Below are 19958 nucleotides of genomic sequence, written 5' to 3' on the forward strand. Positions count from 1 at the left end.
GATCGGGAATCTGATCCTTTGGATTTAAATTTAAACCGCAACGTCCAGCACCACTTCAGTCCCTTCTCCAATCTCAGAGGTGATTTTTAGCTCTCCGCCCATATTTTTGGCTCTTTTTTGCATGTTGTTCAACCCGTTTCCGGAATCTGCAGCCTGAGGATCGAATCCTTGGCCATAATCCCTGACCCGCATATGGAGTTTGCCTTTTTTGAGGGAAAAGTGGACAAAGGCCCGGCTGCATTTGGAATATTTTGCCACGTTGTTTACAGCTTCTTTGAATACCAGAAATAAGTCTCTTCTTGCATCCATGGGGAGTTTGATCCCATACACATTGTCTTCCACCTCAAACCTGAAATCAATTTCCTTGGCTTCCAGTACATTGGTGGTAAACTCACGCATCCTTGCTATTACTTTTTCCATGGTGTCATTTTGAGGCTTGATGCTCCAGACAATATCATCCATGGCTTCCATCATCCTTTGACTGTTGTCAGAGATTTTGGAAATATAATCGCTGGTTTTGACAGGGTCGGAATGCAGCTTGGTTTTGGCCATGGCACTGAGAATATTGATGGTGCTCAATGTGGATCCCATGTCATCATGAAGATCCCTGGCAACCCTGTTTCTCACCTTTACCACTGCCAGGATACGGTTGAGATGCAACCGGTACATGGTCAGCAGAATGCCGAGTAAAAGCAACAATACCAAACCCCTAAACCACCAGGTTTCGTGAAAAGGTGGAATGATCCTAAAGGAAAAGGTTTCGATGGGAGAGGGGATTCCTTCTAGGTTTTCGCTTCGGATCTCAAGGGTATATCCACCCGGAGGCAGAAGTGAATAAACCGCCATGTTGTTCTGTCCAGCAGGTCGCCACTCCTGTTCCATGCCAGTGAGTCGGTAAAAATATTTGAGTTTGTCCTGCTGTTTAAAACTCAGGGTACTAAAATAGAAGGAAAATGCATTTTGGTCATGCGTAAAAGTTTTCTTCCTGTCATTATTCAAAGAATCTACAAACAAATGCTGCTCAAATAATTTGATGCTGGTTAATGTTGGCTTGTCTGGGTTGATGGACCTGTTGAACTTGCCGGGGTCAAAATAGACTAAGGAACCATAACCAGTGAAAATCACATGGCCATCCTGGGTCAATGTGCCTCCATTTCCATCCAATTCCAGCTGATCCAGACCGTCTTTTTGACCATATGGGGTAAAGGAGTTTTGGTAATAATTGTACCTACAGATACCATTGGGTGTGTAAATCCAAAGAAAACCATCCTTGTCTGCTTGCATGTGGAGGATTTCATTGCTGATCATTCCATCTGCATAAGAAAGGATTCGATTTTCTCCACTGTTATCATTGTAGGCATTCAGCAGGTCATAGCCGAAAAAAAATATACTGTCATTGAGCTGGGTGATTTTTTCATGCTTATTGGAAGAAAGGATCGAATCATCCAAGTGTTTTAAGATTTCACCACTTTGAGCATCAAGGCAATATACTCCGGAGTGGGAGGAAACCACCCAAATCCGGTTTTTACTATCTACTAAATTTCCAAAGGTGTACCCATTGAAGGCGTGCACCAATTCAAAAGACTCATCGACCAAAGGGCTATTTGCTTTGTATTTTATGAGGTCTCCACGTTGAGTGGAAATCCATAAGTTTCCATTATGGTCTTGACTCATACCACGGATGGTAGAACCCTTGAAAATGGGAAATTGAAAATACCTGGCTTCCAAACTTTCTGGTTCGATGAGCTGGAGCCAACCTCTCTGTAAACCTACCCATACCCAATTGCTGTTTTTTTCTTGAATAAGATGCCATGGTTGTCTGATTTCCGTGAGATCCGGTGCCTGATCATAAATTTTACCATGTGGCTTTTCCTGAAAATTTTCATCTAAGATAACCATCCCTCTTCCCCAGCTTGCTAACCAATATTGTTTGGTTGTCTTGGCCTTGTTCCAAATTTCTCTGGCAGTCAATAGCAGATGAGGAGGATCAGCCTTTTCAAATTTTTTAAATTGGATTTCATTCGCATTGGGTGAGCGGAGGTATACTCCCTCATCCGAAGCCAACCAAATTGCACCCTCCCTGTCTTCAATGACCTGATAGATCTGACTGTGTTTTAGGTAATCATCCCTTAGAAATTCAAATCGGCTTAAGTCCTTATTCCAAACCTGAAGGCTGTTGACTCCATATTTCCATAATTCCCCCTTGCTCGTTTCCAAGCTATGGTCTGTTTCTCTGTATTCATTGGTATGGTTATGAAGGGTTGAGGCAGCATTTGTGATTTTTTTTTCCTTTTCGCTGTAGGACTGGAATACCTGCCCTTTTTGATCCCAATAATTGATCCAATGGTTTCTATTTCCGTCGATGAAATAACTTCTGACACCATTGATCTGAGGATCATCCAAAAAAGGTAAGCCATGTGGATTTTCCTCTCTTGAAAAGACCTGGTTGGTGGCAGGGTCGAAAACAGCCATTCCCTGTTGGCATGAAATCCAATAATATCCTGTTTCGAGATCTTCAAACACATGGTTGACCGAATACCCATCTGGCCATTTGATCGGGAGGTTTTCATCACTGAAAACCCCTTTATCCTTCTGATACATCAATACTGTATTGCGGACCAATACAACAAAGACACGCCCCTTACTGTCAATGAACATCTTTTCACCTAAATAGCGGTTGCCCTTGTTGGCAAAGGGAATCTTGGTGAATTTCAGTTCTGAGGGCTCAAATATTCCATAATCCTCCCCATAGGCCAACCACATGTTACCTTCTGGGTCTGATAGGATCTGTTTAACAGGCTTGGCAGGAAGAGGCTGCGGTTGCTGTATGTCGAAATAAAGGAAATTTTTCCCGTCAAACCGCTGAAGGCCGTTGGAAGAACCCAGCCAAATAAAACCGGATTTATCCTGCCAAATGGAATACACATTATTGGAGGCCAGACCATCTTGAATGGTCAAGCGGTTAAAATGCCAGTTGGTCTGGGCATTAAGCTCAAATTGCAGGACGAGGGTAAAGAGAAACAAACAAAACCACCTGATCATCAAAGTAAAAATAAGTACTTGAATTGAATTTTTTTAATTCCCTTTCGCCAATTCACATGTTTATGTGGTTTTGATCCAAAATCCAAAAGGACTGCAACCCCATTGCTGGTTTTTCCATCTTGGAACCAAGAAAATCAACAAAACCATGCAAAAACCACAAAGAATCAATCCATACCTATTGCCCCACAAGGGGCTTAGACATCTATTGGCCAAAACAAGCCTTTTGGCGGGTAACCTCGATGTTTCCAAGCAGTCAGACATCGAACAGCTACACTTTCTTTCCTTAGAACTTTTCTTCCTTTTGGAACAACATGCGCGCACAGAAGACCATATGATTTTGCCCTTGCTTGAGCAAAAGGCACCTGGCAGCACCATAGAAAATATGGAGGAGCACGAAAGGTTGGAGGCCATGGTCCATCAGCTTGCAACTCAACTTGACCAGCTTCGATTTAAAGCCGAACCACAATTGTTCATCGATTACTTTTTGGAGTTATCGGATTTCCATTCCCAATATCTGGCGCATATGATCATGGAGGAAAGGGCGGTGTTGGATTTGATTTGGACGCACTTCTCAGACCAGGAACTGATGGACCTGCATCATCGGATTTTGGCTTCTTTTTCACCGGAAAAAATCCTCAGATGGTTCAGGTATATCGTCCCCGCTCTTAATCCTTCGGAGCGGTTCATGGTACTGTCTGGCTTGAGGGATAAGGCACCAAAACCATTTTTTGATGCCCTGATTGAAGTCATCAAACCTGAACTGGATGAGGCTGTTTTTTCTGAACTGTTGCATCAATTGACAGGAGTGGAAGCCTAATAAATTTACTTTAAATCCTCTTTGGATATTAGATAAGCGCATTGGGTTGACCAATTTTGTTTCAAAATTTAAATTTTAAAGCATTATTAATCAATAAAATAATATACCTAAAATAAAGTAAAACTTCAATAATCAAGTTAAAAACCATTTTAATAAAACCACATATATGAAAACTATTCAAAAATTGCTTTTGGCGAGCCTTTGGGTGATTTTGTTCGCCGCATGTGACACAGATGATACATTGCCTACGCTTACCAATAAATTACAAGCCAACGCCGGAACTGACAGAGAGGTGCCTTTGGGTATCGCTGTCGAACTCAACGGAACTGCTTCCAAAGATGGGAACAACAAGCCCTTTTCGTATGAGTGGAGCTTCAAATCCAAGCCTGAAAACAGCACTGCCATCCTGGAAGGTGCGAGCCATGAGAAATCGACTTTTACCCCAGATCAGCTAGGTGATTATACCATTGAACTGAAAATCGCCAATGAGACAGGAGAAAGCAAAGCCTCGGTCAAAATAACCGCGGTCAACAGCAATGCTGGGGTCACCATAATCTTGGACCAAGACATCACACAGGATCGCATTCTTTTTGATATCCATGATGATCCTACAGTACCTGACTACATTGTTTCGGTCAATCTCGCAGTGAAAGCAAAGCTGACCGTTCAACCCGGAGTGGTGATTGCATTTGAAGAAAAGAAAGGGATGTTGGTGCAGCAGGGTGGCATACTGATAGCCAAAGGAGAAATGGATAAGAAAATCCAATTTATTGGAAAAGCTGCTGCCAAAGGATATTGGGCGGGGATTGTTATCCAAACCAATTCGCCTTTCAATGAATTTCAGCATGTAGAAATCAAGGATGCGGGAAGTCAGGCAGTTTATCCACTTTTGCAAGCCACTGCTTTGGGATTGGCCGGCAATTCCTATTTGAGGATCGCCCAATCCACCATTCTTCAGTCTTTGGGACATGGGTTTTGGGTCAGCCCCACCGCTTCAATGGATTTTAGCCAAAATGCATTCAGACAAAATGATGGGGTCAACATGGTATTGCCTGTGAATGAGGTCCATAAGCTGGATGCTGAGACGGTATGGGAAGCCCATTCCCAGGATGCAAACTATGTTGAAGTCACTGGTCCTGAACTCATAATTCAAGGAAATATCACCTGGCCTAAACTTAGCAATCAGACACGTTACAGGATCAGTGAAAACCTGGTCATCAAATCCAACCTAACACTGGAAATGGGTGCTAAAATAGGGGTGGCGCCTGATAGATTTATCAGAGTCCTTGGTTCCCTTCATGCCAAAGGCAGTCAATTGGACCAAATCAGCATGGAGGTATGGCCTGCAGGAAATCACAAATGGGGTGGATTGGTTTTTCACTCCGCAAGTGATCTCAACCGCTTGGAGTGGGTAGAAATCCGTCATGCAGGTAACAACCAAAAAGGCTATGGCATGGACCAAAGTGCCGCAATAGGTGTGGATGGAGCTCAAGGAGGAAAGCTAAACTTGGTGAATACAAAGATCCTAGGAAGCAACGCTTATGGGCTATATGTAGAACAGGGAGCAGTATTGGGTGATTTTGAGAAATTATCAGTGGAAGCCATTAAGGGTAAAGTTATGGCCTTACCGGCTGCAATGGTTTACAGGGTGAAAGACCTGATCCAAGTAGCTGTCCAAAATCAGAATCCTGCTGTGGAAGTTGTGGGATTTTCTCTCAATGAGACAGAAGAGGCAGTTTGGGGGCCATTACCAGGTGGCATGACCTATTACCTTCCCAATCAACTTGATGTAACTTCTGGATTGAAATTACTGCCCGGAGTAAAACTTGAATTTAACCAACACGCCATGTTGGCAATCCTTCATGACGGCTACCTGATAGCCAAAGGAACAAGCCAAAAGAATATCGAATTCAAAGGAAGTGTGGATCAAAAGGGCTATTGGAGAGGCATAATTTTTAGATCCAACAGCAACCATAATGTCATGGAGCATACCTTGGTTTCTGGAGCTGGAGGTCTTGAGCTGCCTTGGACAGGTGGAAGAAAAGCAAGTATCGGTGTATTTCCCGGAGGCACTGGTCTACAGCTCAAGAACAGCAAAATCCTAAAAAGCGGCGGATGGGGCATTTTGGTTGATACGAGTTTTGGAGCCATCATCAATCCGGATGTAGAAAGTAGCAATCAGTTTGAGGACGTGAGCAGTGGCAACATTATTCGCTTGTAATTGAATATCTCAATCCTTTTAAAACAAGTCTTTCGATTAAGAAAGACTTGTTTTTTCATCTCAGATTTTCCTGAAGTAATCACTTTGAGTCAGGGATTGATGAATAGTAAGGAAACCATTCATTGACATTGGGTAAGGAATGAAAGGAAGTTTGTTTTTCTAAAAATTTGATGGTGAAATCCCATGTTTATGTGGTCTGACCTTTTCAGATCAATGCAACCTAGTGTGTGGAAATCCAATCATTATATAACCAATCAATAAGAAAATGACAGTAACCACCATTAAAATTGAGCAGATAATCAATCATACAAGAATAATCTTATTCCCTTCTTTGCTCCGGAAAAAGGATAAGGTTTATTTAATAGACTGTGGGTATGAGGAAACTTTCGGAAATTTGGTAGGCGAGTTGTCAAAAATAGGCATTCAGGTAAATCAAATCCACGGAATCATCATTTCCCATGATGATATCGATCATTTAGGGGCACTCAAAAAGTTTAAAGAGCAAAATGAATCCATAGAAATTTATTGTGGATCATTTGAAAAGGATTCCGTAAGCGGAAAAATTAAATCTGAGAGATTGGTTCAGGCGGAAAGCTCTTTGGGTGATCTCACAGGTGATTACAGGAATTGGGCACTCGGTTTTATTCATGCCTTGACCAAGATAAAAAGGCTTGAGGTGGATAAAACTTTTCATGATGGGGAAATTTTTGAAGATGAAATTCAGATTCTCCATACGCCGGGACATACCAAAGGGCATATTTCACTTTTCATTCCAAATCAAAGAATCCTCATCGCCAATGATGCCTTGGTGGCAGAAAATGGTTCTTTCGAAATCGCTAATCCCACTTTCACATTAGACCTTAAAAATGCGATTAAATCGGTAGAAAAAATTAAAGCACTCAAGCCCCAAAAGGTAATTTGCTATCATGGGGGAATTGTAGAAGAGGATGTGGAAGCAAAATTGGAAGATCTGATTTGTAGATACAAGCCTATTTTAGACCATTGATATCCAATGGAATTGACCAATCTAAAACAGAATATGAAATGAGAAAAGTTATTTTATACATAGCAAGTAGTTTGGACGGTTACATTGCCAAACCAGGAGACGATCTTTCTTTCTTGAATAGCGTGGCAATAGAAGGAGAGGACTATGGTTACAAGGAATTCACAGACACCGTTGATACAGTAATCATGGGAAGAAGAACCTATGAATGGGTGATGAAACAGGTTCCTGAGTTTCCGCATCAGGACAAGCAAACGTATATCATCACCAGGGAACTGAGAGAGAGAAACGGAAATGTGCATTTTTATTCTGATGAATTGGTGTCTTTAGTGGAAAGACTTAAAAAGCAAGAGGGCATGAATATTTTTGTAGATGGAGGTGCTCAAGTAGTCAGAATGATGATGGAAAGAAAATTGTTGGACGAAATCATCTTGTCCATCATCCCTGTCACACTGGGGGATGGGATCCGATTGTTTTCTCCTGGCATCCCTGAACAGGCGCTTGCGTTACAATCTGTGAAATCTTTTGAATCCGGTTTGGTCCAACTTCATTACCAGATTAGAAAGTAAAAAAAATTAGTATGATAAACAACTGAAAATAAATTAAATAGATAAAGTATATTAGAAATTTATTTAATAACCTAAAGTAGATCATGAAAAAATATTTCCTTTTATTGTCATCAATCCTTGCACTCAACAGCCTCCCGTTTAGCGCTCCTGTCTTCTCCCAAAAAGCACCTTGTACTTGTCCGGATGAATTCGAATTTCTGAAAAGCTACATAGAAAAGAATCATGCTGCATTTGGAGACAATGTCAATATCTCCAATCAGAAGGAATATGATGAATTTGTTGAATCAGTATCTAAGGAGATCCAAGGTGATCCTGTGGAAGACCACTGCATTATTTATCTAAAAAAATACCTCGCTTATTTCAAAGACAACCATACACAGATCCACGATATGGGCTATCAAGTCGATGAAAACAATGAAGAAGCATTGAAGCAATTTTTTGCCTCTACCAGGTTTCAACATAGAGAACGAATTGAACTTGACCTACCTGCCATTGAGGCCTATTTAAATTCAGAAAATGCAGCACCCATGGAAGGGATCTATGAAACACAGGATGGAACCTATACGGTGGCTGTGCTTAAGGATCAGAATGATTTCCGTGATTTTTATGGAATTATACTGGATTCAAAAACCAAGATATGGGAACCCGGTCAAGTCAAATTTGAACTGAAAGCATTGGGAGAAAACCGATTTCAAGGGTATTTCTACTATAAATTTTACGGTCTAAATGATGAGGAAGTGAGATTCGATGGAAATCAATTGGGTACTTGGATAAAAAAGGAGGCGATAATTGAAGAGCATCCACCTTTTGATTCAGAATTTAGTCAGGAGCAAAAGCTTTTTGAATTTAAACTGTTATATGATGATCTAGGCTACCTGTCAATAAAAACCTTTGAAGGATATTTCAAAAGCCAATTGGATTCCCTTTTTCTGGCTCACGAGCAGGAACTGGGCAGCGTTTCCAAATTGATCATTGATGTAAGAGGTAATGGAGGTGGGAGTGACGCTTTATTGGCTCCATTTATCCCCATGTTTTATACAGATACATTAAGAACTGAACTCCCTCAGTTGTACGCCACCAAGGATAATCTAAAAACCTATGCCGAATTCTTTGAGCAAATAAAATCAGATTCTGCCAGGTACGGTAAAGCCACGATTGACCATTTAAGGAAGCTGATCAAAAAAATGGAAGCTGGTGAAGAAGGGGAGTATGTCAATATGTTTGATTCCATAGAAGAACTTGGAGAAACCATGGAAACTGATTTCGGATCCCAACAATTTGTTTTGACCAATTCTATGAGTGAAGATAATCGATACCGGCTTACATATTACAACCAAGAAAAACCACTTCCCCTCAATCCGGAGAAAATCGTGCTTCTGATGGATAGAGGCTGTGCAAGTACCTGTGAAAACTTGATTCTACTTGCCAATCAAAGCAAGAAAGTCATTACCTATGGAGAGAATTCGGGTGGATACAAAGGCTATGGGAATGTTTTTCCGATTATGACTCCTATGGGTTATCAATTGAGCATGAGTACTACAAGATACGAAAAAGAAAGTCAATACGAATTTGTGGGAATACCTCCCATGGTTAGTGCCGAAGCAAATGAGGAATGGATAGCAAGAGCTATCGAGCTTTTGGAATCCAAATGATTTATATTGTGATCCAAAAAATATTCTGATTCCATGGGGTGTTACTGGCAATAGTATGGATTCTATCTTAACGTGATATTGATATTAGGATATTGCTATTAAAATACCAAACGTTTCCGAGTTTGAACACCTTCGGTTAAAGATTACGGAAAATCAATAATACTTTTAGACCTGCCAGGTTTTCAAAACCTGGTAGGTCTTTATACATTTGACCCTGAAATAAGTTCGAGATAATCATAGGTTACTTTTCTAAAGCATGATGATTCTGGTATGCTTTCACTTGTTTCTTGGCTTGGATAAGGTGTCTCTCGTTGTGTACCAAAAGAAACTCAATGGTATCACAGGGTCTAAGCCTCAGCAAATGGGAAATGGAACTGCCTATCCTACCACGGTTTAGATTACTAAATCTAGCCCGAGATAGCATCACCAATATTTCCTCCAGGTATTGGATAAAATCAGCCACGATTTTATGGGGATTGTTTGTTATGGCATTGGGATAATGCTTTTTCATCGCTTTGAATTTTTTCCCGTTTTCAACAGGCTTCATCATAGTGATGAAATAAGTCCCTAGCCAACTTAACTTAATTGGGGTTGAATCTTTAGTTTGTCTTTGGGTTGCCAGAACCTTTTTGACCCTGGGTAAATAAAAGGCTGCATAGCTGTTGAGATGGTCAATGCAGGCTGCAGCGGACCAAGCTTCAGCAACGGAAAACAACAAGGCTTCCTCCGGGAGGTTTTGGAAAATTTTGGTGGAAGCTGCTATCTGTTCTTCCACCATTTTTTCCATTTTTTCTATCCAGGTTTCTTTATTCTGCAATTTCATAATTCAACTCTTGTTTTTTAGAAGCGATCTGATGTGCCGATATCAGTCCCAGAGCAATGACAAACAACATGGTTTCAATCTTAAGCCATTGGTTTCCAAATTCCCCAAGTTCACCTTCCATGAGGATCGTCATGACTCTTGAAAATGCATAAAAACCCCAAAGAATAGCCAAAAATCCCAGTCCTTGGATTGGGTTTTTGATCATGAGGTAGATCAGAGAAAAAAACAAGGTCAGACCTACTCCTCCATATACCCCCCTTATGGAGCTGAAGGCATCTGTGTTTGAAAGCTTTACCTGAACCAAGTCCATGATGGATTGGGGAGATGCAAAAGCCATAAGGCTTACTGAAAGCAAGGCCAATCCAGAGCACAATATGAATAATCTGGAAAGAAGTGTTAAAATTTTAATCGTTTTCATCCTTCAATGTTGTTTTGTTTGTTACCCAAAATTGGACATTTTCTAAAGGATTATTTTTGGTATTTACCAAGATTTTGGACTCTCAAACTCAAAGGCTGTCTCATCAGATTCTAACCTTATTGATCAATTTACTAAAGTTGCTGGCATCAATGCCTATGTAATTGGCCAGGTATTTATGCGGGATCATTTGAAGGATATGTGGGCTTCTTTGTAGGAGTTTCCGGAATTTTTCTTCTGAACTGTAGGTCTGTAATTCCACCTGTCTTTCCAAAACCCCAGCTAAAGCACCGGTGATGCCCAGCCTTACAAACTTTGAAATACCTGCATGTTTTTGGGAAAGTCTTTCTAGATCATCGTAATGGACCCTTAAAAATTTTGAAGGCGTTAAGGCCTTATAAGCATATTTTGAAGGAGTTCTTAAGATGAAAGAATCCAGTAGTCCCCCAAATGAATGGGGGTAGGTAAAGACCAAAGTGGCCTCCCTTTGCTGGTTTTCATAAAAAATCCTTTGAAGCCCTTCTGTGATAAAGTAAAGGTTGTCTTCTATTTTGCCAACAGGGGACAGACATTCCTTCCTTTTGCAGGAGAACGGCTTCCATATCTGATGAAAATCTTCCCATTCCTCATCGTTCAAAGTTGATATGTTGTTGGTGATTACTTTTAAGATTTCTTTCATGGTTTAGCGTGTACTTTTGTCTCCTTTTATAGAGATTGTAAAACAATGCCATTGGTTGTCTTGAGCAATTTATTTAGCAGCTATATTAGTGGCGTTTTTTAATACTTGCACTTTTTTATAGAAAAGTCAATCAGGAAGCAACTGTTTAACGCTAAAATGCATCTTCTTTTTTAAAACTCAAAAGTATGAGAGCTGATACCTTTAACCACAATGGCATGAGAAAAATCAATGTACTGTTTCTGGTGTTTCTTATCCTCCTCTTGATATCCAAAGTCTATGGTCATTGGATGGAGGATGGAGTGAGGTTTATCAGGGTAATTGGCTGGTTTGATTTTTTATGGCTGGGACTTGGGTGGCTTTTTGCCCATCTTCAGGCAAAAGCCGGATTGCCTGAAATATTGGGAACTGTAAAGCAATGGAAAAAATGGATGCTTCCTTTTACCATTGGGGTAGCTTTCGCCATCCTGGACGTTTGGGTTATTGAAGGGATGTTAAGAAATGAAGCCCACACGACACTTCCTCCATATACTCAGCCTTTTCCTTATTCGATTTTACTATATTTCGCAGGAGGGCTTCATATGGAGATTGTCTATAAACTAATCCCATTGACAGCCTTTCTTTTAATCATTGAAAGGTTTGTCCATTCAGGGGTAAAAAAATACCTGATTTTTCTTATTGTTTTCCTTCTTTCCATTTGGGAACCTTTGGAGCAAATGCCTTTAGAACCTAAGATGTTCATTGCATATAGTTTGCTTTCAGGTTTTGCGTTCAATTTTATCCAACTATACTTTTTTAGAAAATGGGGATGGATATATTCCCTAATCTGCAGATTGGGACTGTATTTGGTTTGGCACGTTCTCCTTGGTGTATGGATTGAATTTTTCCAGTTAACTTAAGAATTCATAGGTCTTGGGGAACAGAGCATGGTATCAAGGACCTTATGCCTTCCCATCATTCTTCCCAAAAATGTTCCATTTCTCCTTGTCCACAGTTTTCAGAATAGTAATAAATATGTTTACCAAAATCTTTGAATTTGGGTTTTCTGATAGCTAGAAGACTCGGACATTCCCCAAACAATCGTTTAAAGCTTTTTGAATAGCTTCCTTTCTTGACCTTAAAAGTGGGTGAACCTTCCTTTGAAACCAAATATGCCCTTTGCATTTCTCCTGTCAGGGTGATAGTGCCTTTTGTTAAAGCAGTTGATTTTCTTGCATTTACGGCATGATATACCTGAATTTTATCATCAAAACGGGGATTTAGGAGTTGCAGGAGCAATTCTTTACCACCTTTTAATTGCGCATTTCTGAAAACAACATAATCATTGTCTTTTATCGCACTTCTGTCTGTTTTTACCATGGCTTTGATGGAAGCTGAACTTTCATTGAAATATTGAGCTTTGACCAAATCATTGGAATATATCCCAAATTCAAATATTTCACTGGCCTTCAACTCATGTTTTAAGCCGGTATCATCTCGAAGCACCCATTTGTTGATTCCACGGCCGCTGCTGGTATTTAGAATTTTGCCATCAATTTTATCGCCATTTTTGAGTTGAATGTATGCTTTCTGAGAGAGTGGCATTTCTTCCAAAGGAGGCAACAAGGCTTGAGCTATTCCTTGAATAGGGCCATAAAGCCCAAGTGCTATAAGGAGCAACATTATTTTTTTCATGGTTCCTTTTTAGGCTAATGATGGCTTTGGCTAGTGATAGGTTGCATGTTTGGTTTGGTTGCCAATAGGAATCACATGTTTATGTGGTTTTTTTGGTGGGATGCAACTTTTCTTCAAAATCCACCATCATTGGGTTGTTAAATAAAAACAATCAATAATAACTAATGAATTAAACCAACTCAAATTATGTACACCGTCAAAAATTCAGTTTTAAACCTTATGATGGGTTTGGCATTTCTCTCAATGGTTTTAGGAGGATGCAACAATGATGATAGCCTTCCAATAGTTAATCCGATTATCGGAGAATGGGTGGCTGCCGAAGGGCAGTTTACGACCATCACCGTGAATGGTGAAGAAAAAACAATCGTGGAATTCGGTATGGAGGTTTTAAAATCCAATGAAACCGAGGCAGAACTCGCTGGAAAGGAATACCTTCAATTCAACTTTTTGGGTCCGATCGATATGGAGGAGCCTAAATTATTGTTTACCCCTTCGGATAAGCTGATAGCTAATCTGTCAGGTGAGCAGATAGAAGGTACATGGGAATTGAAAAACAATAAAACCATCCTGAATCTTGAGGCTCCTGATCTTTATGCCAATGGTTATTCTTTTAATGTTAAGAAGTTGACCGCCAATGAACTGGAATTGGATTGGGAATGGGAAATGAGCTTAGTGGGTGAAGATCCGGAAGTATTTGAGGTAGGTTTGAAAATCAAACTGGTCAAATAAGATGTGCGTGGCTTGTGATATTGATCCTGCAAAGGCTGAGGGCTTTGCAGGATCTTTAGTTGAAATGATCAATCAGGGAGCCTTGACCATCATGGTTTCTATGGGTCATCAATTGGGGTTGTTTGATGCCATGGTGGGATTAGCGCCATCCACTTCGGCTGAAATAGCTGAGAAAACGGGACTGCATGAAAGATATGTCAGAGAATGGCTCAATGCGATGGCTGTTGGAAAGATAGTAGAAGTGGACCACAGCTCCACCTATTTTCATCTGCCTCAGGAACATGCCATGTACCTGAGCAGACATTTTCCCGGAGACAACATCGCCTTGTTCTCTCAATATATTCCTGTTCTGGCCAATGTGGAGCAAAAAGTGCTGCACTGTTTTAAAAATGGGGGAGGCGTCCCTTATGAAGAACATGGCAGATTCCATGAGGTAATGGCTGAGGATAGTGGCCAAACAATTTTGGGGGCCTTGTTTGACTTCATTCTGCCTTTGATCCCAGGTCTTAAAGAAAAATTAGGGTCAGGAATCAATGTCTTGGATATTGGATGTGGTAGTGGAAAAGCGATGGTGATGATGGCAGAGTATTTCCCCAACTCAAATTTTTTAGGAGTGGATTTATGCGAAGAACCTTTGAGAAATGGAAGACGGGCTGTGGAGCAGAAAGGGTTGAAAAATGTTCGATTTCAACAAGGTGATTTGACCATGTATAAACCTGAGGGGCGTTTTGATCTGATTACGGCTTTTGATGCCATACATGATCAAGCAAGGCCTGATCTGGTTTTGAAAACAATTTTTAACTGTCTGGAGGATAACGGCGTGTTTTTGATGCAGGATATCGATGCTTCAGAGAAAGTCTATAACAATTTGGGTCATCCTTTCGGTAGATTGCTTTACAGCATTTCAACCTTGCATTGTACTACTGTTTCTTTGGCGCAGGGTGGGATGGGTCTGGGGACCATGTGGGGCACTGAAAGGGCCAACCTGATGCTGAAAGACGCCGGTTTCACTCAAATCCAGGAAAACAGATTGGATCATGATCCCATGAACTGTTATTTCGTGGTTCAAAAATGAGATTTCAATCATTTAGAATAGTGCGATACTGACATAATACCATACTGCAAAAACCTGGGAGTGATTAAAGAGTCGGATGCCATCCGGATCACGGAAGTTTCTTTCTACTTGAAAAACCTATAGGAAACCTTTTTCCATATGAATTCGATAGGACCTTGTTGAAATCTCATCAACCAAAATTTACTGAACATCACTTGAAGCATAAAAAGGAAGATTGCCAATAGGTAAGTTTCGGTAAGTGTGATTTTTCCGAAAAGTTTCAGTCCGCCTCCTGCGTGGAAAAAAATTAGGATGTAAAAGGCCGTCTGCAACAGATAGTTGGTTAGGGCCATTTTACCGACAGGAACAAATATTGAAAGCAACTTCCTGAAATAATTCAAATTAAAAAGCTTCATAAACGCTGCGATATAGAAAAGACTTTGCCATACCATCCCTGCAACTATTACAAATGGAAGCCAAATTAGCGAAAGAGTAAGCTCCAATGCGCCAATGGAAAGGAGATAAAACAAATAACTGGCTCCAATTCCAACAATGATTCCCCCGTAAATGATCGGTTTGAAGTATTTACTAAACCGCTCAGGCTGTTCGAAAAACAAACTTTTTCCTAACCAGAAACCTAGCAGGATATTGCCAAAAGAAAACACAAAGGTCAAGATGGAATCATTGAAAAAGTTGACCATAGGATCAATGGTCGCATTGATTTTCAAGTATCGCCACCATGAATTGGTGACTGGGAGTTCGGTTGACAGTGAATGGTCATATGGGTAATCAGGTAAGCCTAAGATCCCATTGATGATGAATACCGAGGCTGTTAAAAAGACATTAAAGAATAGAGCTACTTTAAGAATCTTTTTCACCGGCCAGTGAAATACAAACAACAATAAACTACCACAAATAGCATAATAGCGGATGATATCTCCAAACCAAAAAAAGTAAGCATGAACACTTCCTATCAAGAGGAGCAGCAACATCCGGATCAGGAAATAGGATTTAAAATCAGCACCTTTTTCCAATGTCCGCTTCATTTGTATGTAAAAACCAAAACCAAAAAGGATTCCGAATATGGTAATGAATTTTTTATCGATAAAAAGATGGAATAATGTATTCAATATTTCATCTGAAATTGATGAGCCAATATGAAAGTTTCGAGTCTCGTAAATTTCGGTTGAATCAGGCATGTAAGGAATATTTGCGATAAGAATTCCGAAAAGGGCAAGTCCCCTTAAGGCATCTACCACCGATAATCTGGTAGTGTTCGGTTTTTGAAGTTCTACAATCATAATTTTTTGGTTGCTCAAAATTATGATCAGGTTTGTCGAAATGTGTTTTTTGTCATTTCTAAATCAATGAAGTCTAAAAAGATGGTGTTGAAGTATGGAAATTATCGTTCTATACTTTAATTTTACTGATACCATTTTTTAATTTTCCAATCATTTTCGATAATCGACCAAGAATGAAAAATGTCCGAAAATCCCTTTTACTGGTTTTGGTCAGTTTTCTCATTGCAGTTTTTTTTGTTTTAATAGGAAGGGAATCATGGGATTGGGGGCTCTTTTTGAAGGGAATGTTTTATTTTGATATTGGATGCGTTACTTTAATTGTGTTGACTGTCCTTAGTTTTTTGGTTTGGCAAGATGGAAGGCTAAATCAAAAGTTTTCATGGTTCGATAGTTTTTGGAAGCGGTTGTCTCATCAGTTCTTATTTGGGGTAATGGTCCCAGTCTTTATGTCTATCGCTTTGGTATACTTTTACATGGAATTTGTCCTTGGTTATAACATTTTCAACACTACCTATTTTTCTTATGAGCTGCCTATTTCAGTAGTATTTTTCGTATTGATTAATCTGGTTCTTGGTATCATTTATTTATTGGAAAACAGGGAAACAATTTCTGAAAAAGAGAAGCTACAGGAATCAAATACTGACAAAAGACTTCAACCGATATTGGCACATAAAGGCAAGAATAAAGTAATCATTGACCAAGAGAAAATCCAATTGGTAGAGAAAATCGGAGTTGCCAATATCATTTTCTGCAACCCATTGGGTCAATTTATTTTTCAGGGCTCATTGGAGGATTTGGATGGATTATTGAATCCTCAATTGTTTTTTAGAGCAAATAGACAGGCCATTGTTTACCGGGAAAACTGCAAAAGTTTTCTTACCGAACGTTCGGGAAAGGTCATTTTGAGTTTAAAGTGTCCAGATTCTAAACAGCTGACAATCAGTCAAAAGAAGGCTAAAGAATTTAAATCTTGGTTGATTAAAAAAATTTGAAAAAAAACCATACCTCAGATTGAAGTTTCCATACTTCACTTTGAAGGAGGCCAAGTAACGGTATTTTTTGGGCGAATAAGCCGAATTTTGGACCGATATAGGTTTCAGAAATACTTTGAAAATGGCTATATGGCCGATGTCCTCATTTAATTTTATGTTAATCAAAATGAAGTCTACCACTATTATTTTCATCTTGTTGGCATTGAGTGTCAATCTCGGTTTCTCCCAGGAAGAAGGAAAGAAAAACAGTCTAGGTTTAAGCTTGGGCTATGCACAGCTCCAAAGGCAGGATTTGATTTTCTCGCCATTCGTCCACCGTGATACATCTTTTCCTTCGGTGGGAATCCATTTTGAAAGGAGGTCAAAATTATACCATAAAGTGGCTGTCAATTATGTGAATTTTGACCCGATGCTTGATGGTCCCTTTGATTTTTTTCTTGATGGGGAGCAAGAGACCGCTTACCCGCACTCCCTTAATTTTGTCGATCTGGATTATCTGATAGGGAAAAGTAAAATGATCAATGACCGGTCTTCCATTATTAAGGGAGTGTTGTTCAGTACCAATATTCAGGCTTTGAATTATGTGTATGGAAGGATCAGCAGTTTTGGATATTTAGCTACAATTGGTCTCGGGATTTTCGGGAATTATGAATATGATTTGAATGAAAGGAACACACTGTCGGTATCTCTGCGGCTTCCTCTTGTTTTTTGGAAAGCTAGATCTCCTTATCTGGTCAACGATGACGAATTTATTGAGAACATCAGTAGTCATTCTGGCTTAAAAACCTTTGCGGCTTTTTTGGGAGATGGCAAACCTGTGACTTTGAATAGGATCCAACAATTTGATTTAATGATGAAATATTCCTACCAAGTCAATGAAAGATGGGGTATCGGGGCTACTTATTGGTTGGAGTTCATCCATTCAAATGATCCTAGGGGATTGCTGTCCTTTAGGAACACACTCAATTTTTCAGGCACTTATTTATTTTGAGATATGAATACATTATTGAAATACCTTACGTCATTGGTCCTGTTCATAGGAATGGCAGCTTGTGAGCCAATGTTTACTGAACAACCTTCAATGGACCCAGAAGCTATTTTTGAAAATCTCTGGACAACATTTCTTCAGGAATACGCCCCATTTGAAGAAAGAAATGTGGATTGGGAAATGGAGTATTCCCGTTTTAGACCAATGATCAATTCCTCTACATCGGATGAAGAATTGTTTGATGTTATATCGGATTTGTTGGAAACATTAGATGATGGACATGTCAGCCTGACCGCTCCAGGTAAGGAGATATATTTTGCCAATCGTATCAGACGGGAGAAAATTGATGAAGGTCTTTTTGATTTGGATGTCATCCAGAACAATTACCTCGAAAACATCAGAATGGATGAAGACCAAAGCTACATTTACGGTAAAATCAAAAATGAGAATATCGGATACATTTTCTTTGATTTTGTTGGGGATAACTTTTTCCGTATGCATGATTTTCTGAATGAATTTGAAAATGCAGATGGATTGATCATTGACCTTCGTCACAATCAGGGTGGAGATTTTACGTATGCTTTTTCCGAAATCGGCAGGTTGACAGATCAGAGAAGGTTTGTTTTTAAGAGCAAAACCAAAAATGGTAAAGGGAAAGATGATTTTACACCTTGGTTTGATTGGTATCTCAATCCCTCAGGAAATTACCTCGAAATCCCCATTGTTGTCCTTACGGATCGGTTTACCATCAGTGCGGGGGAACGGGCTGTAATGGCATTCATGACTATTCCCAATGCAATCACACTTGGAGATACTACTAACGGTGCCCACGGAACCATGATCGGGAGAGAATTGGCCAATGGCTGGTTTTACTCATTGGTGCCTCAAAAGGTGGAATTGTTTGATGGGAAAAATTATGAAGGCATTGGTTTGCCTCCGGACATTTTTTTCAAGAATAAGCTGGAAGATGTGGTCTCAGGAAAGGATGAGCTGTTAGAAAATGCCATAAGTAGACTAAACAATTAACTCAAGTATGATGTTGAAACCATCTATTATATTTAGGATAAGGTAATTTTTTTTATGACAATAATTCAAAATGATTTCTGAGTATCCTTAAATCTCAGGATTGTATCAATTAATTGGGTCAAAAATCATCCGGCAAGCCTTCCCGATGCTGAGGGGCTCGAGGAAAGGGGGTTAGGCCGGGGAAATTTTTAAATCCAATGCAACCAAACTATAGGGATTTGTATCTTTTTCAATGAAACCCCATCGTAAAAGCATGCTTGTCCACAGACCAAAAAAAATCCTTCTTCTAGGTGCCACAGGCAGAACAGGAAAAGAAGTGCTCAAAGAAGCTTTGGAGCATGGATGCAAGGTGAATGTATTGGTTCGAGATGCCCAACAAATCCATGATCAACACCGAGACCTGCGGGTATTTGAAGGGGATACCAGAGTACCCGCTGACCTCAGAAAATCTATTGCTGGCTGTGAGGCTGTTATCAGCTGTTTGAATATATCCAGAAAAAACGATTTTCCATGGGCTCCGCTGAGAACACCTGAATACTTTCTTTCCATGACCATGAAAAGCCTAATTGCAGTCTGTAAGGAAGAGGGAGTCAAAAGGCTTATCTTCACATCAGCTTGGGGAGTAGGGGATAGCCGACCCCATATTCCTGGCTGGTTTGCTTGGATCATAGATAATAGCAATCTCTCCGCGGCTTATTTGGAGCACGAAAGGCAGGAGGCTTTAATTAGTCAATCAGGCTTGGATTGGACCGTCATACGACCTGTGGGGCTAACAAATAGTAAGACAAAAAAGGTTGTAAATGTTGTCTTGAACCATGAAAAAAAGCCCTCTTATACCATTAGCAGAAGATCTACAGCCTCTTTTATCCTAGCATCTTTGATGGATCGGAAATATATCCATACCTACCCCGTTATTTATTCTTGAAGATAATTGAAATTCCTGCCTGGGGCTTGGGGAATAAGCAAAAAAAATGGA

General features: G+C 39.9%; 18 protein-coding genes. 12 read left to right on the forward strand and 6 right to left on the reverse strand.

All coding sequences use genetic code 11. The annotated features are described in order from the left end of the window. Positions 1-30: 30 nt before the first annotated feature. On the reverse strand, positions 31-3042 hold the full coding sequence (locus tag H1A14_RS21775) for a sensor histidine kinase (RefSeq protein ID WP_194778427.1): 3012 nt from the start codon (positions 3040-3042) through the stop codon (positions 31-33). A gap of 145 nt (positions 3043-3187) precedes the next feature. Here H1A14_RS21775 and H1A14_RS21780 point away from each other — a divergent pair, with 145 nt between their 5' ends. The 5 genes from H1A14_RS21780 (at position 3188) to H1A14_RS21800 (ending at position 9304) form a co-directional block, all read left to right on the forward strand. Continuing rightward, the gene (locus H1A14_RS21780; RefSeq protein ID WP_194778428.1) at positions 3188-3859 is read left to right on the forward strand and encodes a hemerythrin domain-containing protein; all 672 of its coding nucleotides are present in this window, start codon (positions 3188-3190) and stop codon (positions 3857-3859) included. 166 nt (positions 3860-4025) lie between these two features. Beyond that, positions 4026-6080, forward strand: coding sequence for a PKD domain-containing protein (locus H1A14_RS21785; RefSeq protein ID WP_194778429.1), 2055 nt, complete (start codon positions 4026-4028; stop codon positions 6078-6080). A 265-nt stretch (positions 6081-6345) separates the two neighbouring features. Then, the gene (locus tag H1A14_RS21790) at positions 6346-7086 is read left to right on the forward strand and encodes an MBL fold metallo-hydrolase (protein WP_194778430.1); all 741 of its coding nucleotides are present in this window, start codon (positions 6346-6348) and stop codon (positions 7084-7086) included. A gap of 38 nt (positions 7087-7124) precedes the next feature. After that, positions 7125-7652 carry a dihydrofolate reductase family protein gene (locus tag H1A14_RS21795; protein WP_194778431.1) on the forward strand — a complete coding sequence of 176 codons (528 nt, stop codon included), beginning with the start codon at positions 7125-7127 and terminating at the stop codon, positions 7650-7652. An 83-nt stretch (positions 7653-7735) separates the two neighbouring features. Beyond that, positions 7736-9304 carry a S41 family peptidase gene (locus tag H1A14_RS21800; RefSeq protein WP_194778432.1) on the forward strand — a complete coding sequence of 523 codons (1569 nt, stop codon included), beginning with the start codon at positions 7736-7738 and terminating at the stop codon, positions 9302-9304. 241 nt (positions 9305-9545) lie between these two features. Here the strand turns inward: H1A14_RS21800 and H1A14_RS21805 are convergent, their stop codons facing one another. From H1A14_RS21805 to H1A14_RS21815, 3 genes are all read right to left on the reverse strand, one after another. Then, positions 9546-10127, reverse strand: coding sequence for a DinB family protein (locus H1A14_RS21805; RefSeq protein WP_194778433.1), 582 nt, complete (start codon positions 10125-10127; stop codon positions 9546-9548). Further along, complete coding sequence (locus H1A14_RS21810) at positions 10111-10545, reverse strand: DUF4345 domain-containing protein (protein WP_194778434.1); 435 nt, start codon at positions 10543-10545, stop codon at positions 10111-10113. The genes H1A14_RS21805 and H1A14_RS21810 overlap by 17 nt, the downstream gene beginning before the upstream one ends. Positions 10546-10648: 103 nt before the next feature. Then, the gene (locus tag H1A14_RS21815; RefSeq protein WP_194778435.1) at positions 10649-11221 is read right to left on the reverse strand and encodes a Crp/Fnr family transcriptional regulator; all 573 of its coding nucleotides are present in this window, start codon (positions 11219-11221) and stop codon (positions 10649-10651) included. A 185-nt stretch (positions 11222-11406) separates the two neighbouring features. Between H1A14_RS21815 and H1A14_RS21820 the strand changes: the two genes are divergently transcribed. Next, positions 11407-12117, forward strand: a complete 711-nt coding sequence (locus H1A14_RS21820; RefSeq protein ID WP_194778436.1) for a hypothetical protein — start codon at positions 11407-11409, stop codon at positions 12115-12117. Between the two features lie 55 nt (positions 12118-12172). Here H1A14_RS21820 and H1A14_RS21825 read toward each other — a convergent pair whose 3' ends face one another. Beyond that, positions 12173-12892 (reverse strand): hypothetical protein, encoded by a 720-nt coding sequence (locus H1A14_RS21825; protein WP_194778437.1) that lies wholly within the window; start codon positions 12890-12892, stop codon positions 12173-12175. A gap of 186 nt (positions 12893-13078) precedes the next feature. On the opposite strand from H1A14_RS21825, the gene H1A14_RS21830 reads away from it, so the two are divergent. Continuing rightward, entirely contained in the window at positions 13079-13621 is a 543-nt protein-coding gene (locus H1A14_RS21830; RefSeq protein WP_194778438.1) for a hypothetical protein, read from the forward strand. Between the two features lies 1 nt (position 13622). After that, entirely contained in the window at positions 13623-14696 is a 1074-nt protein-coding gene (locus H1A14_RS21835; protein ID WP_194778439.1) for a class I SAM-dependent methyltransferase, read from the forward strand. Between the two features lie 104 nt (positions 14697-14800). On the opposite strand, the gene H1A14_RS21840 is transcribed toward H1A14_RS21835, so the two are convergent. Next, positions 14801-15976, reverse strand: coding sequence for a DUF418 domain-containing protein (locus H1A14_RS21840; protein ID WP_194778440.1), 1176 nt, complete (start codon positions 15974-15976; stop codon positions 14801-14803). Between the two features lie 173 nt (positions 15977-16149). Here H1A14_RS21840 and H1A14_RS21845 point away from each other — a divergent pair, with 173 nt between their 5' ends. From H1A14_RS21845 to H1A14_RS21860, 4 genes are all read left to right on the forward strand, one after another. After that, positions 16150-16968 (forward strand): LytTR family DNA-binding domain-containing protein, encoded by an 819-nt coding sequence (locus H1A14_RS21845; protein ID WP_194778441.1) that lies wholly within the window; start codon positions 16150-16152, stop codon positions 16966-16968. 166 nt (positions 16969-17134) lie between these two features. Beyond that, positions 17135-17959, forward strand: a complete 825-nt coding sequence (locus H1A14_RS21850; protein WP_194778442.1) for a hypothetical protein — start codon at positions 17135-17137, stop codon at positions 17957-17959. A gap of 3 nt (positions 17960-17962) precedes the next feature. Further along, positions 17963-18982, forward strand: coding sequence for a S41 family peptidase (locus tag H1A14_RS21855; protein WP_194778443.1), 1020 nt, complete (start codon positions 17963-17965; stop codon positions 18980-18982). Positions 18983-19235: 253 nt separating this feature from the next. Next, entirely contained in the window at positions 19236-19907 is a 672-nt protein-coding gene (locus tag H1A14_RS21860) for an NAD(P)-dependent oxidoreductase (protein WP_194778444.1), read from the forward strand. Positions 19908-19958 lie beyond the last annotated feature (51 nt).

The organism is Pararhodonellum marinum, assembly GCF_015354735.1.
GTDB classification, from domain to species: domain Bacteria; phylum Bacteroidota; class Bacteroidia; order Cytophagales; family Cyclobacteriaceae; genus Pararhodonellum; species Pararhodonellum marinum.

Excerpts from the sequence above, each read along its gene's own strand:
- H1A14_RS21775 (WP_194778427.1), bottom strand. The coding sequence starts at position 3,042 with ATGATCAGGTGGTTTTGTTTGTTTCTCTTTACCCTCGTCCTGCAATTT.
- H1A14_RS21780 (WP_194778428.1), top strand. The coding sequence starts at position 3,188 with ATGCAAAAACCACAAAGAATCAATCCATACCTATTGCCCCACAAGGGG.
- H1A14_RS21785 (WP_194778429.1), top strand. The coding sequence starts at position 4,026 with ATGAAAACTATTCAAAAATTGCTTTTGGCGAGCCTTTGGGTGATTTTG.
- H1A14_RS21790 (WP_194778430.1), top strand. The coding sequence starts at position 6,346 with ATGACAGTAACCACCATTAAAATTGAGCAGATAATCAATCATACAAGA.
- H1A14_RS21795 (WP_194778431.1), top strand. The coding sequence starts at position 7,125 with ATGAGAAAAGTTATTTTATACATAGCAAGTAGTTTGGACGGTTACATT.
- H1A14_RS21800 (WP_194778432.1), top strand. The coding sequence starts at position 7,736 with ATGAAAAAATATTTCCTTTTATTGTCATCAATCCTTGCACTCAACAGC.
- H1A14_RS21805 (WP_194778433.1), bottom strand. The coding sequence starts at position 10,127 with ATGAAATTGCAGAATAAAGAAACCTGGATAGAAAAAATGGAAAAAATG.
- H1A14_RS21810 (WP_194778434.1), bottom strand. The coding sequence starts at position 10,545 with ATGAAAACGATTAAAATTTTAACACTTCTTTCCAGATTATTCATATTG.
- H1A14_RS21815 (WP_194778435.1), bottom strand. The coding sequence starts at position 11,221 with ATGAAAGAAATCTTAAAAGTAATCACCAACAACATATCAACTTTGAAC.
- H1A14_RS21820 (WP_194778436.1), top strand. The coding sequence starts at position 11,407 with ATGAGAGCTGATACCTTTAACCACAATGGCATGAGAAAAATCAATGTA.
- H1A14_RS21825 (WP_194778437.1), bottom strand. The coding sequence starts at position 12,892 with ATGAAAAAAATAATGTTGCTCCTTATAGCACTTGGGCTTTATGGCCCT.
- H1A14_RS21830 (WP_194778438.1), top strand. The coding sequence starts at position 13,079 with ATGTACACCGTCAAAAATTCAGTTTTAAACCTTATGATGGGTTTGGCA.
- H1A14_RS21835 (WP_194778439.1), top strand. The coding sequence starts at position 13,623 with ATGTGCGTGGCTTGTGATATTGATCCTGCAAAGGCTGAGGGCTTTGCA.
- H1A14_RS21840 (WP_194778440.1), bottom strand. The coding sequence starts at position 15,976 with ATGATTGTAGAACTTCAAAAACCGAACACTACCAGATTATCGGTGGTA.
- H1A14_RS21845 (WP_194778441.1), top strand. The coding sequence starts at position 16,150 with ATGAAAAATGTCCGAAAATCCCTTTTACTGGTTTTGGTCAGTTTTCTC.
- H1A14_RS21850 (WP_194778442.1), top strand. The coding sequence starts at position 17,135 with ATGAAGTCTACCACTATTATTTTCATCTTGTTGGCATTGAGTGTCAAT.
- H1A14_RS21855 (WP_194778443.1), top strand. The coding sequence starts at position 17,963 with ATGAATACATTATTGAAATACCTTACGTCATTGGTCCTGTTCATAGGA.
- H1A14_RS21860 (WP_194778444.1), top strand. The coding sequence starts at position 19,236 with ATGCTTGTCCACAGACCAAAAAAAATCCTTCTTCTAGGTGCCACAGGC.